This window comes from Corynebacterium otitidis ATCC 51513, from assembly GCF_000296405.1.
Lineage (GTDB): Bacteria > Actinomycetota > Actinomycetes > Mycobacteriales > Mycobacteriaceae > Corynebacterium > Corynebacterium otitidis.
The window spans coordinates 458,524-472,093 of the sequence record NZ_JH815192.1; the positions used below are offsets into that span (position 1 = coordinate 458,524).

9 protein-coding genes and 1 pseudogene are annotated in these 13,570 nt (G+C 71.0%); 2 read left to right on the forward strand and 8 right to left on the reverse strand.

All coding sequences use genetic code 11. From position 1 onward, the window contains the following. A pseudogene (locus tag HMPREF9719_RS09775) lies at positions 1-705 on the forward strand (class I SAM-dependent DNA methyltransferase); the annotation flags it as partial. A gap of 156 nt (positions 706-861) precedes the next feature. Here the strand turns inward: HMPREF9719_RS09775 and HMPREF9719_RS02020 are convergent. The 5 genes from HMPREF9719_RS02020 to HMPREF9719_RS02040 all read right to left on the reverse strand — a co-directional run bounded on the left by HMPREF9719_RS02020 (position 862) and on the right by HMPREF9719_RS02040 (position 7,337). After that, positions 862-2,706, reverse strand: coding sequence for an ABC-F family ATP-binding cassette domain-containing protein (locus HMPREF9719_RS02020; RefSeq protein WP_004600299.1), 1,845 nt, complete (start codon positions 2,704-2,706; stop codon positions 862-864). Positions 2,707-2,900: 194 nt separating this feature from the next. Then, on the reverse strand, positions 2,901-3,845 hold the full coding sequence (gene ispE / locus HMPREF9719_RS02025; protein ID WP_004600300.1) for a 4-(cytidine 5'-diphospho)-2-C-methyl-D-erythritol kinase: 945 nt from the start codon (positions 3,843-3,845) through the stop codon (positions 2,901-2,903). Further along, positions 3,842-4,741: a 16S rRNA (adenine(1518)-N(6)/adenine(1519)-N(6))-dimethyltransferase RsmA gene (gene rsmA / locus HMPREF9719_RS02030; protein WP_004600301.1), complete on the reverse strand. Its 900-nt coding sequence runs from the start codon at positions 4,739-4,741 to the stop codon at positions 3,842-3,844. The genes ispE and rsmA overlap by 4 nt, the downstream gene beginning before the upstream one ends. A 127-nt stretch (positions 4,742-4,868) precedes the next feature. Beyond that, positions 4,869-6,050, reverse strand: a complete 1,182-nt coding sequence (locus HMPREF9719_RS02035; RefSeq protein WP_004600302.1) for a resuscitation-promoting factor — start codon at positions 6,048-6,050, stop codon at positions 4,869-4,871. A gap of 441 nt (positions 6,051-6,491) precedes the next feature. After that, the gene (locus HMPREF9719_RS02040) at positions 6,492-7,337 is read right to left on the reverse strand and encodes a TatD family hydrolase (RefSeq protein ID WP_004600303.1); all 846 of its coding nucleotides are present in this window, start codon (positions 7,335-7,337) and stop codon (positions 6,492-6,494) included. A 74-nt stretch (positions 7,338-7,411) separates the two neighbouring features. Here HMPREF9719_RS02040 and HMPREF9719_RS02045 point away from each other — a divergent pair, with 74 nt between their 5' ends. After that, on the forward strand, positions 7,412-8,380 hold the full coding sequence (locus HMPREF9719_RS02045) for a zinc-binding alcohol dehydrogenase family protein (protein ID WP_237737863.1): 969 nt from the start codon (positions 7,412-7,414) through the stop codon (positions 8,378-8,380). Positions 8,381-8,671: 291 nt separating this feature from the next. Here the strand turns inward: HMPREF9719_RS02045 and metG are convergent, their stop codons facing one another. The 3 genes from metG to rsmI form a co-directional block, all read right to left on the reverse strand. Beyond that, the gene (metG, locus tag HMPREF9719_RS02050) at positions 8,672-10,504 is read right to left on the reverse strand and encodes a methionine--tRNA ligase (protein ID WP_004600305.1); all 1,833 of its coding nucleotides are present in this window, start codon (positions 10,502-10,504) and stop codon (positions 8,672-8,674) included. Positions 10,505-10,684: 180 nt separating this feature from the next. Further along, entirely contained in the window at positions 10,685-12,382 is a 1,698-nt protein-coding gene (locus tag HMPREF9719_RS02055; RefSeq protein ID WP_237737873.1) for a BCCT family transporter, read from the reverse strand. 277 nt (positions 12,383-12,659) lie between these two features. Next, positions 12,660-13,508: a 16S rRNA (cytidine(1402)-2'-O)-methyltransferase gene (gene rsmI, locus HMPREF9719_RS02060; protein ID WP_004600307.1), complete on the reverse strand. Its 849-nt coding sequence runs from the start codon at positions 13,506-13,508 to the stop codon at positions 12,660-12,662. Positions 13,509-13,570 lie beyond the last annotated feature (62 nt).

The following is a 13,570-nucleotide window of genomic DNA, read 5'->3' on the forward strand; positions in this document are numbered from 1 at the left end:
ATGGCAGCCACCACCGGCTACCGCACCATGTACCCCGCGGTCCTACCGCCTGGCACGGAACACGTCGATGCGGTCTTTTCAGCTTCAAGTACTCACTCGCTGCGCGGAACGATCGTGCTCGGGGCTATGGCAGCTTCGCTTTTGGCTGATTTCCAAATTCGCGTGTCGGGTAAGTCAGATCTCCGCGGTGACACCGGAAGCATCCTGTCTCTCCCCTCCGGTTTGGCAATCGATCGGTTAGCCGTTCCGGCGTATTTGCGGCTGAACTGCCTCACCGGGGCCTATGCCCCGCTGTGGGAAGAACTCACCGAAACAGAGTGGACGCCGGAGGTCCCGGTGCGCACCACGAAGGATCGGTGGCACACTGAGAACCTGCTGAACGCTGCCGTGGCGATCGCCCTCGGTGTCGGGATCGAGGATCTGGTGATGATCTACCGGACTCAATTCCCGGTGCTCTACCAGCGTGACAAAACCGACCTCGTGGATCGGAATGGTCGGGGAGTACCGAAGGACATCACCAAGACCCACACTAAAGCCGCCACAGCCGACGGCGACGAGCCGCTCTCGGTCGAGGAGCGCACCTGGGCCCACCCCCAGTCCGGCGTCGAGTACGTCTTCGAGTACCCGTTCACCCCGCTCGACCGCGAGGCCGACCTCCGCGATTGCTATCAGGAGATCAGCGAGCAGCTCGACTCGCAGGAGTGATAGGTCGCCTGGGCGGCAAGATCCCGCGGGAAAAAACCACGCGCAAGGCGCGAAAGCGCGCGTTGCTCTGTCGCGCCGCGGCTCCATCAGCGCGGGGCGGAGCCCGGGTTAGCCGGCCGGCTACGTCGTTCGCGACGCAGCCGGCCACCGAAGACGTTAGCCCTCGCGCTCCTCGGCAGCCTCGAGCCAGGAGGTCTCCAGCTCGTCGTACTCGTCCTTCGCCTCGGAGAGCTGCGTGCTCAGCTTGGTCATCGCGTCGGTGTCGACGGCCTCCGCGGCGTCGGCGAGTTCCTTCTCGAGCTTGTCGATCCGCTGCTCGACGCGCGACATCTTCCGCTCGAGGGAGCGCATCTCCTTCTGCAGCTCCCGGTCGCGCTGCCCGCCGCCCGAGGGCTCCCTCTCCCCCACCGCGGCGTTCTCCTGGGCGGGGACGGTGCTCTTCGCACCGGCGTCGGCGGTGAGCGCGCTGACGTCGTTCGCGCCAGAGGAACCCTCCTCCTGGGCTGCGCGGCGCTCGAGGTACTCGGCGATGCCGCCGGGCAGGTGGGTGAGCCTACCGTCGCCGAAGAGCGCGTAGGCCGAGTCGCATATCCGCTCGATGAGGTAGCGGTCGTGGGAGATCACCACGAGCGTGCCCGGCCAGCCGTCGAGCAGCGACTCGAGCTCCTGGAGCGTGTCGATGTCTAGGTCGTTGGTGGGCTCGTCGAGGAGGAGCACGTTCGGCTCGGACATGAGCACCCGGGTGAGCTGCAGGCGCCGCCGCTCCCCGCCGGAGAGGTCGCGGATGAAGGTGCGCTGCCGCTTGCGGCTGAAGCCCAGCCGCTCGGCGAGCTGCGAGGCGCTGATCTCCTTATTCCCGATGTGGGTGTAGGTCGCGACGTCCTCGACGGAGTCGAGGACCCGGCGGTCGACGTCCAGGTCGTCGAGCTCCTGGCGCAGCCACCCGAGCTTCACCGTCAGGCCCTGCTCGCGGCGCCCGGCGGTGAGCACGTCGTCGCCGGCGAGCGCCCGCAGCAGCGTGGTCTTGCCCGAGCCGTTGACGCCGACGAGCCCGACGCGCTCGCCCGGCGCGAGCCGCCACGTGAGGTCCGTAACGAGGGGGCGCCCGTCGGGCGTGGCGACGGTCGCGTCGATTAAGTCGATGACCTTCTTGCCGAGCCTGCGCTCGGAGAACTTCATGAGCTCGACGCTGTCGCGCACCGGGGGCACGTCTTTAATGATCGCCTCGGCTGCCTCGACGCGGTAGCGGGGCTTGGAGGTGCGGGCCTGGGGGCCGCGGCGCAGCCAGGCGAGTTCCTTGCGCGCGAGGTTTCTGCGTCGCTGCTCGGCGGCCTCTGCCTGGCGCTGGCGCTCGGCGCGGGCGAAGACCCAGTCGTTGTAGCCGCCCTCGTAGACGTCGACGGTGCCGTCGTGGACCTCCCAGGTGTGGGTGGCGACGGTGTCGAGGAACCAGCGGTCGTGGGTGACGACGACGACCGCGCAGCGCCTGGAGAGCAGGTGTTTGGCGAGCCATTCGACGCCCTCGACGTCGAGGTGGTTGGTGGGCTCGTCGAGGAGCACGAGGTCGAGGTCCTTCACGAGCGTCGCGGCGAGCGCGACGCGGCGGCGCTCCCCGCCGGAGAGCCCGGTAACCGGGGTGTCGAGGCCGAGCTCGTCGATGCCGAGCCCGGTGAGCACGGCACGCGCCCTGGGGTTGGAGGCCCACTCGTAGACCTCGAGGCCTAGGGGCTCGAGGATGGCGGCGCCGACGGTGTCGCCAGCGAGGTCGGTGTTCTGCCCGACGAGCTCGAAGCGGAGGTCGCGGTTGCGGCTCACTCGCCCGCCGTCGGGCTCGTCCTTCCCGGCGAGCAGCCGGATGAGGGTGGACTTGCCGCCGCCGTTGAGCCCCACGACGCCGATGCGGTCGCCGGCGCCGATCCCGAGGCTCACGCCGTCGAGCAGCGTCTTGAGACCGTAGGACTTCTCCAGTAGATCGGCGCTGACGAGGTTCTCCTTCGCCATGTGGGGCACCTTCCTTCCCGTCGTGCTGACCATTGACTCTAAGGCCCGGCTCGGGCCGAGCGGGCGGCCGCTCCCGCCGCCGGACGCGGCCCCGCCGACGACCGGGCTTAAGAGCCCGGATACGCGGCCTCGGCGGCCGCCGCGGGCGTAGCCTCGTCACGTAGCTCCGCCGCGGGCCCGCAGCCGATAACCGCCTACGGCTCGCCGCCGATGACGCGCGCGCCCGGCGCGGGCCCTGCGGCGAGCAGGTGCTCGACGCCGCGGGAGCGCAGCGCCTCGGAGGCGGCCTGTTGTTCCTCCTCGCCGGCGAGGAGTGCCACGACGGTGGGCCCGGAGCCGGAGACCACCACCCCGGTCACGCCGGGGAGCTGACGCAGCTCGAGAAGCGTGTGGGCGATGCCGGGGCGCAACTCCATCGCGGGCGCGGCGAGGTCGTTGGCGAGCGCCGCGCCGAGGCGCTCCGGGTCGCCGGCCTTGAGCGCGCGCGCGGCCTCCCCGCGGCCGCGCACCGGTTGCGGGGCGGTGCCCGCGGCGCGCATCTCGTCGAGCCGGGCGAACACCCCGGGGGTGGGCAGGGAGACCTGGTGGGGCACGGCGATCCACCGGAACTCGTGGGGCGCGTCGATGGGGGTGAGGCGCTCCCCGCGGCCGGATCCCGCGGCCGCTCCGCCGAGCAGCGCGAACGGCACGTCCGAGCCGAGGCTCGCGGCGATCGTGCGGAGCTCCTCCTCGTCGAAGGCGGCGCCGCGGCGCTCGAGGTAGGCGTTGCCGGCGCGCAGCGCGGCGGCCGCGTCGGCGGAGCCGCCGGCCATGCCGCCGGCGGCGGGCACGTTCTTCGTCAGGCGGGCCACCGCGCTGCCCCAGGCGGGCCGGCCGGTCTCCTCGCATCGCTTCTTGAGCGCTGCCAGAGCCCGGGCGGCCAAGTTACTGGAGTCGGTGGGCACGCCCGCGGCGAACGGCCCGTCGGCGGTGACGGCGTCGGCGCCCCAGCCGGCAAGGAACTCGACCTCGACCGTCCCGGCGAGGTCGAGCGCGACGAACACCGTGGAGAGCCCGTGGAACCCGTCCGAGCGCGCCGGACCGACGGAGAGGAACGCGTTGATCTTCGCCGGTGCGCTCGCCGTGATGTGCTCGCTCACTTCGCGCTCTCCCCCTCCCTGTCCTGCTCGAGGTCGCGCGCCGCCCGGGCGAGCGCGACGAACGACTCCACGCCGAGGGCCTCGCCGCGGAGCTTCGGGTCGATGCCGGCGGCGGCGAGCGCCTCCTCGGCGCGCGCCGCGGAGCCCAGCGAACCGGAGAGCGCGGCGCGCAGCGTCTTGCGGCGCTGCGCGAAGGCCGCGTCGACGAGCGGGAAGACGAGGTGGGCGTCGCCGGGCTCCCAGCCGACGGAGCCGGGCTCGTGGCGCTCGAGGCGCACGAGCCCCGAGGCGACTTTCGGGGCGGGCCAGAAGACGTTCTTGCCGACCGCGCCCGCGCGGGCGACGTCCCCGTAGAACGCGGCCTTGACCGAGGGCACCCCGTAGGCCTTCGAGCCGGGCGTAGCTGCGAGCCGCTCGGCGACCTCGGCCTGGACCATGACGAGCACGCGTTTAATCGTGGGGAACGTCTCGAGCAGGTGGATGAGCACCGGAACGGAGACGTTGTAGGGCAGGTTCGCCACGAGCGCGGTGGGGTCCTCGACGTCGCCGGGCGCAAGCGTCAGCGCGTCGGCGCGGATGACGGACAGCGACTCGTGCTGGCGCGGGGCACGGGCCTCCGCGGTGCGGGGCAAAAGCTCCGCGAGCCGGGTGTCGATCTCGACGGCGGTAACCCGCCCGACCGCGCCGAGCAGCGCCAGGGTCAGCGAGCCAAGCCCCGGGCCCACCTCGACGACGTGGTCGCCCTCCCCGACGCCCGCGGCGGCGACGATGCGGCGCACGGTGTTCGCGTCGTGGACGAAGTTCTGGCCCAGCCGCTTCGTGGGATTAAGCCCCAGCGCGTCGGCGAGCTCCCTGATCTCGGCGGGCCCGAGCAGGCGCGGTTCGCTTCCCTCCATGGCCCCTTAATCTAGCGTGCCCGGATACGCGACAGCCGCCGCGGGTGGCGGCGGCTGTCGTAGGTGCGCGGCCCGGCCGAAGGTCTCCAATAAATATGGCCGGGCGCGGCGCGAGGCTGGCTGCTACTTAGCGCAGGCCGAGCTTCGCGGTGCAGGCGGGCCAGGCGCCCCAGCCCTGGCTGGCCTGGACGCGCTCGGCGACGGCGATCTGCTGCTCGCGGGTCGCGAGGTGGGCCTGCGGGGCGAACTCGCCGCCGCCGTGGCCGAGCCAGGTGCCCTGCGCGAACTGCAGGCCGCCGGAGTAGCCGTTGCCGGTGTTGATGCTCCAGTCGCCGCCGGACTCGCACTGGGCGATCGCGTCCCAGACGCTGCCGCCGGCGACGGCGGGCGCGGGCTTCGAGGGGCCCTGCTGCTGGCCGCCGCCGTTGCTGCCCTGCGGGGCGGGCGCCGCGGGCTGCGGGGCGGCGACGCCGCGGCGGATCTTCGCCGGGCGGGCCTCCTGGACGACCTTCTCGTCGACGATCTTCTCGTCGACGACCTCGCCGTTGACCTTGGAGACCTCGCGGGTGATCTCCTTGACGCCGTCCTCGCCCGGGTCGTCGACGACCTCCTCGCCCTCGGCGAGGGACTCGTCGTCGGTGTACTCCGCGTCGACCGAGTAGCTCTCCTCCTCGGTCTCGGTGTCAGTGGTCTTCTTCTCGATGGTGATGCGCTGCGCATCCGAGACCCGCTCGTCGAGGCCCGGGGTGACGGTGTCGTCCTCGCCGAGCTCGATGCCGCGCTGGGAGAGCACGTCGGCGACGGTCTCCGCGGCGACGGCGGCGTAGGTGACCTCGCCGCCCTCGTCGATCGCGACGATCTTCGGGCTGGTGACCTTGACGGTCATGTTCGCGCGGACCGGCTCGGAGCCGTCGCCCTCGGCGCGGGCGCCCGCGGCGACCGCCGGGGACTGCGCGAGGAGCTCGTCGACGGTCTCGGCGGTCGTGGAGGCCTGCTGGCTCTCGCCGTCGATGACGAGCGCGACCGGCTTCGCGCTGCGCACCGTGATCTCGGAGCTGCTGGCCAGCTGCTGGGAGGGCGCAGGCGCGACGAGGTCGTTCTCGCCGACCTCGACGCCGGCGTCGTTAAGCGCGCCCTCGACGTCCTGGGAGAGGGTTGCCAGCTCGATGCGCTCGCCGTTGACGTCGAGCACGACGTTCTTCTGGGTGGCGGCGACGGCCACGCCACCGACGACGAGGGAGGCCAGCACGCCGCCGGTCGCGACCTTGAGCGGCATGGAGGTGGCCAGGGTGTTGCGGTTGTCGGTCATAAGAGAACTAGCTTTCCGTCCCTTGGGTAGACATCGCGGTCATCTCTCACTGCGGTCCGACGGCCCCGGGACACCCCCGCGCCCGATGGTCTGGGCGCGACGGCCTCCCGGGGCCGCCCGAGCGGCGGGGCGCAGCTGCTGCGCCGCCGGCCGAGTCGGTTTGTAACGATACGATAACGGTCCGGCCCCGTCCAACGAATCCGCGGGCGTGTTTCCCGCCGCCGCGGCGGATCGGGCCGCGGGCGCCGCCCCTCAAGTAAAGATTGAAGGAAGCCCGAAAGGCTCGCGGCGCGCGCCGCGAGCTGGGAGTTTCCCGCCACCGCCCGCCCACGGGGCTTGGGGGGCGGCTCGAGCCCCGTCCCGGGACGTGTTTTCGATCACAGCGAGCGGCTCGGCGCTCCCCCAATCCGCGGGGTGGGCCCGGGCGGCGCTAGGCCGGGGTTATTCGCCTAGCCCGTAGACCCGGTCGAAGGTGCGAGCCACTCCTGCGGCGAGCACTTCCGGGTCCTCGCCGCGGACCTCGGCGACGCGGCGGAGCTGGTGGCCGACGAGCGCGGGCTCGTTCTTCCCGCCCCGGTAGGGCTCGGCGGTAAGAAAGGGCGCGTCGGTCTCGACGAGGAGCTGCTCGACGGGCGCGATGCGGGCGGCCTCGCGGAGCTCCTCGTTGCGCTTGAAGGTGACGTTCCCGGAGAAGCTCAACACGTAGCCGCGCTCGAGGGCCTCCTTCGCGGTCTCCAGCGGGGAGGAGAAGCAGTGGAGGATGACCTCCCGGGGCCTCTCCTTTGCCGCGTCGAGGACCTCGAAGACCTCCTCGTCGCCCTCGCGGTTGTGGATCATCACCGGCTTGCCGAGCTCGCAGGCGAGATCGACGTGCCAGGCGAAGGACTCCTTCTGCACCGCCATGGGCGCGGTGGTCTCAGGTTCGCGCTCGAGCCAGTAGCCGTCGATGCCGGTCTCCCCGACCGCGACGCAGCGCGGCCTCGAGGCGAGCTCGCGGAGCTCCGCCTTCGCCGCCCCGTCGAGCTCCCCCGCGCGGGTCGGGTGGATCGCAACCGCGCAGTAGACCCCGGGGTCGGCCTCGGCGGCGGCCGCGGCGGCGCGACACTCGGCGAGGTCGTCGCCGACGGTGCAGACCCGCTCCACGCCCGCGGCGCGGGCCCGGTCCATGACGGCGCGCACCTCCTCGGGGGTTGTAGCCCCCACCGAGGCGAGGTGGGTGTGGGAATCGGTGAGCCCCGGCACCGGCTCGGCGGGGCGGGGCTGCGGCCTGGGCTTCTTCCTCGACATGGCTGTTAATTCTATTGCCCGGCAGTCGAATCGAATCCGGCGGCGCTAGCTGCGGCGTTCCTATGCTGGGCGCCATGAAGGCTGTCACCGTATCCCCCACCGCCCTCACCGACGCCGAGCTCCCCGACCCGACACCTGGGGACAACGACCTCCTCGTCGCCGTGGAGGCGGTCTCCGTCAACCCGATCGACTACAAGATGCGCGCCCGCTACGAGCGCGACGCCGACGGCACCAAGGTCCTCGGCTTCGACGCCGTGGGCACCGTTAAAGAGGTCGGAAAGAAGGCCACCGGCTTTCAGCCCGGCGACCGGGTGTTCTACGCGGGCGCGCAGCACCGCCAGGGCACCAACGCCGAGCTCCACGTCGTCGACCACCGCATCGCCGCCCACGCCCCGGAGAGCCTCAGCGCGGCCGACGCCGCGTCGCTGCCGCTGGTGAGCCTCACCGCCTACGAGGGCCTCTTCGACCGGCTTCAGGTGCCGGAGACTGGCACGCCGTCGATCCTCGTGGTCGGCGGCGCGGGCGGGGTGGGCAGCCAGGTCTCCCAGCTCGCCAACGCGCTGACCGACGCGTTCGTCTTCTCTACCTTCTCCCGCAGGGAGTCCCGCGACTGGCTGGAAAAAGTCGGCGCCCACCGGCTCGTCGACCACAGCGGAAACCTCGTGGACGCGCTGAAGGAGAACCTCGTCGACTACATCTTCTCCACGCACTCGAACGGCCGCGCGGAGGAATACGCCGCGCTGCTGCGCCCGCAGGGCAAGGTGCTGCTCATCGACAGCCCCAAGGACTTCACCTACGAGGCGTTCAAGCAGAAGTCGATCTCCGTGCACTGGGAGTCGATGTTCACCCGCCCCAACTTCGAGACCGAGGACATCGCCCGCCAGCAGGAGATCCTCGCCACCGTCGCGCGGCTCGCCGACGAGGGGAAGATCCGCCCGCTGACCACGACGATCCTCGAGGGGCTCTCCGCCGAGACCTTCGAGCGCGCCCACGAGCTGCTCAAGACCGACCGCTCGATCGGCAAGCTCGTCGTCACCTACTAGCCCACGAGCCCACCGCCGAGGGCACCAGCCCCGGGCCGTTGGGGCGCGGGGACGCGTGCCCCTCGCCCGCGGATTCGCCGCCGGGCTCCGCGGGGCGGCGCACCCAACGGGCCGTCGGGCTGCCCCGGATCCGGGGATACCGAGCGCGAAAAAGCGCCCTCCCCTTTGTGCTCCCCGCCACCGGCGTGTCGCCGGCGGGGAGGAAGGGGAGGGCGCGTCGCGGGCTGCTCGACCGTCCCGGGGCCGTATTTTTCACGACCCCGATGCTCAACGAGCCCGGTGCCTATCTGGCTAGCCCATCACCGGCGCCCAGTCGGGGCCGGTCTCGGCGAGCTCCGGGTCGAGCTTGCGGATGATGGGCTTGGGCTTCTCCAGCGGGGTGCCCGGCTCGACGTCGATCCGCTCCCAGCGCGCCTGCTCGACGGTGTAGTCGCCCGTGATGATCGGGTAGCTCTGGCCCTTCTCGGGCAGGCCCACGCCGACGAGGTCGACCGGCGCGTCGTCGGTGACCTCCCGGATCTCGGGCTGGGCGGCCCAGATCCCGTCGCGGCCGAGGGTCTCGTGGACCTGCTGCGCGATGTGCGGGAGGAACGGGGTGAGCATGACGTTGCAGTCGCTCACCGCCTGCAGCGCGGTCCACAACACCGTCGCGAGTCGGCCGCGGTCCTCCTCGTTCTTCGCGAGCTTCCACGGCTCCTGGGAGGCGATGTACGCGTTCGCCTCGCCGACGGCGTGCATCGCCGCGGTAACGCCCGCGCGGAACCGCGAGCGGGAGATGTTCTCCCCAACCTCGTCGAGCTGCCGGGCGGTGAGCTCCAGGATCGCGCGGTCGGCGTCGGTGAGCTCGCCCGGCTCGGGCACCTCCCCGAAGTTCTTGTGCGCCATGGACACCGTGCGGTTGACGAGGTTGCCCCAGCCGTTGGCGAGCTCGTTGTTCACGCGGCGCACGAACTCGTCCCACGTGAAGTCGGAGTCGGTGTTCTCCGGGCCGGCGACGGCGATGAAGTAGCGCAGCGGGTCCGCGCCGAACTCCTTGAGGAAGTCCTTGACGTAGATGACCACGCCCTTCGAGGAGGAGAACTTCGAGCCCGACATGGTGAGGAACTCCGAGGAGACGACCTCGGTGGGCAGGTTGAGCTCGCCGAGCGCGTGCGTCTCGCCGCCCTTGGCGCCCTTGCCCGCGTACCCGAGGAGCTCGGCGGGCCAGATCTGGGAGTGGAACGTGATGTTGTCCTTGCCCATGAAGTAGTAGGACAGCGTCTCGGGGTTTTGCCACCACTCCTGCCACGCGTCGGGCTCGCCCTTGCGCCACGCCCACTCAATCGAGGCGGACAGGTAGCCGACGACGGCGTCGAACCACACGTAGAGCTTCTTGGCGGGGTTGTCCTGCCAGCCGTCCACGGGGATGGGCACGCCCCAGTCGATGTCGCGCGTCATCGCGCGCGGCCGCAGGTCGTCGAGCAGGTTGAGGGAGAACTTCAAGACGTTGGGCCGCCACGACTCGCGGGTGCGCAGCCAGGAGCCGAGCGCCTCCGCGAGGGAGGGCAGGTCGAGCAGGTAGTGCTCGGTCTCGACGAAGTCGGGGGTCTCCCCGTTGATCTTCGAGACCGGCTGGATCAAGTCGATGGGGTCGAGCTGGTTGCCGCAGTTGTCGCACTGGTCGCCGCGCGCCCCGTCGGCCTGGCAGATCGGGCAGGTGCCCTCGATATAGCGGTCCGGCAGGGTGCGCCCCGTCGAGGGCGAGACCGCGCCCTTGGTCGTCTCCTTGAGCATGTAGCCGTTGTCGTTCAGGCCGCGGAAGAGCTCCTGGACGACGGCGTAGTGGTTCCGCGTGGTCGTGCGGGTGAAGAGGTCGTAGCTCAAGCCCAGCCCGGCGAGGTCCTCGACGATCTGCCGGTTGTAGCGGTCGCAGAGCTCCTTGACGTGCACGCCCTCCTTGTCGGCCTGCACGAGCAGCGGGGTGCCGTGCTCGTCGGTGCCGGAGACCATGAGCACGTTTCGGCCGGACATTCGCTGGTAGCGGGCGAAGACGTCCGAGGGCACGCCAAAGCCGGCGACGTGGCCGATGTGGCGCGGCCCGTTGGCGTAGGGCCAGGCAACCGAAACGAGCACAGATTCTGTCATGGAAGCAATGATAAGACACACCCCGCGCGGGGCATGACCTGGGGCGCTAAGGGGCGAAAAGAAAAATCCCGCCTCCCCGGCGGGCCCATTCGGGCCCCTTTTCGGGGAGGCGGGCGGCGCGGCCGGAAGGGGCGCTCTGCGGCGCCCCGTTTTGTTAGGCCGCGGGAGTGGGAGCCGGCGCTACTTGTTGCGCTGGCCGGAGACCTTATCGGCGAGCCGCTGCGCGGGGCTCGGGTTGCTCTTGCGCTCCTGGAGCTCGCGGTGGATGCGGCGCTCGCGGGCGAGCTTGCGGTTGAAGATCCGCTGCTCGCGGTAGTCCGCGTAGATCACGTCGGAGCGCAGGTCCTTGACGATCGCGAACATGAGCAGGATGACGATGAGCAGGAACGGGGTCGCCGCCACGATCGTCACGTTCTGCAGGTTGTCGAGCTGGTCGCCGCCGCCCGAGATGAGCAGCGTGAAGCCCACCGCCGCGGCGATGAGCCCCCAGGCCGCGGAGACCCACGGGGTCGCCTCGACGCGGCCGCTCTGCGAGAGCGAGCCCATCACCGTGGACGCGGAGTCCGCCGAGGTGATGAAGAACGTCGCGAGCAGCAGGACGGCCAAAAGCCCGGCGACGAAGCCGCCCGGCATGGTGTGCAGCAGGTCGAAGAGCTGCTCCTCGGCGACGCCGTCGCCGTAGATGTCCTGGCCCTGCGCCTCGCCGGTGATGGCCGCGCCGCCGAAGATGGCGAACCACACGGTCGACAGGCCGGCGGGGATGAGCAGAACGCCGAAGCAGAACTCGCGGATGGTGCGGCCGCGGGAGACGCGGGCGAGGAACATGCCCACGAACGGCGACCAGGAGATCCACCACGCCCAGTAGAACACGGTCCACGTGCCGAGCCACTCGGCATCGGAGGTGGTGTTCGTGCGCGAGGCCATCTCGAAGAACTGGGAGAGGTACGCGCCGATCGAGCTGGGCAAGAGATCAAGCATCGCGACGGTGGGCCCGACGACGAACACGAAGATCGCGAGCAGCGCCGCGACGATCATGTTGAAGTTCGAGATCCACTGGATGCCGCGGCCCACGCCGGAGAGCGCGGAGAGCAGGAACGCCAGCGTCAGCACGCCGATGATCCCCGCGATGACGAAGGTCGTCGGCTCGTTGACGAGCCCCGCGGCCGAGAGCCCCGCGCTGATCTGCAGGGTGCCCAGCCCCAGGGAGCAGGCGGTGCCGAAGATCGTCGCGATGATCGAGAGGATGTCGATGAGCTGGCCGAGCCAGCCGCGGGCGAGCCGCTCGCCGATGAGCGGGGTGAACGCCGAGGAGACGAGCTGGCGGCGCCCGATGCGGAACGTCGAGTAGGCGATCGCCAGGCCGACGATCGCGTAGATCGCCCACGGGTGCAGCGTCCAGTGGAACATCGCCGAGGCCATCGCCGACTCCACGTCGCCGGGCTCGTGGCCGGGCACGCCCTGGAGGTAGAACTCGAGCGGCTCGGCGGCGCCGAAGAACATCAGCCCGATGCCCATGCCGGCGGCGAACATCATCGCGATCCACGAGATGGTGCGGAACTCGGGCTCCTCGTCGCTACGCCCGAGCTTGATGGGCCCGAAGTGGCTGAGCGCGATGACGATGACGAAGGCCACGAAGATCGTGCTGAAGAGCACGAAGGACCAGCCGAGCTTGTCGAGCACGAAGCCCAGGGTCGCGTCCGCGACCGTGGAGAACGACTCGGAGCCGATGGTGCCCCACAGCACCACGGCGAGCGCCACGACCGCCGCGACGCCGGTGACGATCCAGTTGATCGGCGCGTGCTTGGTGTCCTCCGACTCGAGGGCGATGTCGTCGGTGTCGTGGACGTGCTCGGTGATGTCCTCGCGGCCGTCGATCATGTCCGACAGCTGGGTGGTGGCCGTCTCCGGGAACGGGGAGTCGGCCTGCTGCGAGGGGTCGTAGGTGTCTGCTGCTTGTTCTTGGGGGATCTGCCGGGCGGAGGCCGCGGAGTCCGGGTCGCCGGAGCGCTGGACCTTCTCCCCTGGTGAATCCTCGTGATCGGACGTACTCATAACCCTCGATATTGAGTACGACTTGGAAAAATATCAAACCTTCCTGGATAAGCCCCGGGCCCGCGCCCGGCGGGAGCGCTCCGGCCGGGCGCCACGGGGAGGGCTACTGCGCGGCGTTGTAGACGTCGCGGTTGGCCACCCCGGTGCCCTCCGCGACGCGCTTGCACGCGTCTTTGAGCCGCAGCCCCTCGCGCTCGGCGAGCTCCCGGGCCCGCTCGGCGAGCAGCTCGACGCTCGGCGGGCCGGGCCTCGCCCCGTCGACAACGACGGTGATCTCCCCGCGCGCGCCCGCCGCCCACGCTGCGGCGCGAGACAGGGGGCCGCGCCAAACCTCCTCGTGGGTCTTGGTGAGCTCCCGGCACACCGCCACGCGGCGCTCGCCGCCGAGCACCTCCTCTGCCAGCCGCAGCGTCTCCTCGATGCGGTGCGGGGACTCGAAGAAGCACGCCGCGCGGCGCTCCTCTTTAAGCCCCTCGAGCCAGCGGCGCTTCGGGCCGGGCTTGCGCGGCGCGAAGCCATCGAAGATGAAGCCGCCGACCTTCAGCCCCGAGAGCGCGATCGCGGTCGTCACCGCCGAGGGCCCCGGCAGACAGGTCACCGGCAGGCCGGCCTCGTGGGCGGCGTCGACGAGGCCTAATCCCGGGTCGGAGACCACCGGCATGCCCGCGTCGGTGACGACGAGCACCGGTCCGAGCCGCGCGGCCTGAAGAAGCTCCGGGGCGCGGGAGGCCTCGTTGTGGTCGAAGTGGGAGACCACCTTCCCCGCGATCGTCACGCCGAGCGCCTCGGCGAGCGCGCGGGCCCGGCGCGTGTCCTCCGCCGCGACGAGCGGCGCGGAGGCGAGCGCCTCCTTGAGCCTCGGGGAGGCGTCCAGCGGGTTACCCAGCGGCGTCGCCGCGAGCACGATGCCCCGCTCCGGGAGCGTCGACCGGTCCTCCTCGCGCACTGCCATGGCTTCAAGCTTCCCACACCGGGCCCGGCGGCGGGCCGGCAAGGTCGCCTAGACTTACCGGC